The sequence below is a fragment of the Dellaglioa sp. CoH-57-MRSF-19 genome (assembly GCF_056781975.1).
Map to the genome: position 1 here is coordinate 1 of NZ_JBXAXW010000154.1, position 404 is coordinate 404.

The 404-nt window shown below is 56.2% G+C and carries 1 protein-coding gene; it reads right to left on the reverse strand.

The features are described from left to right. Positions 1 to 404, reverse strand: a 404-nt coding sequence (locus AC1RO3_RS08740) for a hypothetical protein (protein WP_481764039.1), incomplete at both ends; no start/stop codon positions are given.

Sequence of the window (404 nt, forward strand, 5' to 3'; positions counted from 1 at the left end):
ACATCAGTGTGCGGAGTATTAGCGCCGTCTTCGAAGCTTGCCTTGGTCTTTGCCGGGTGGTGCGGGCCCTTCTCAGGAGCCAGCTTCACTTCACCCGGATGCTTTTCCGGCTTCTTGTGCGCATCACGCGGGTCTTTTGCCTTGTCGTAACCTTCGTTACCCTTGGCAGCGCTCGCATTCATGCGGTTGGTCTTTTCGGTCATTTCCGTGTCGTTTTGGAAATGGGTGCTGCCGTGCGGGCCTTCTTCGCCCGGTTCGATCAGACGATCTGCCGGGGGTTGATGGTTGATCATCGACTGGCCCGAATCTTCCGGTGCCTTCGTAGTTTCGTTGCGGAAATGCAGCGACGTAGAAGTTTCGTCGCGAGCCGCCGTAACTTGATCTTTGTCCTTGTTCAGGATACC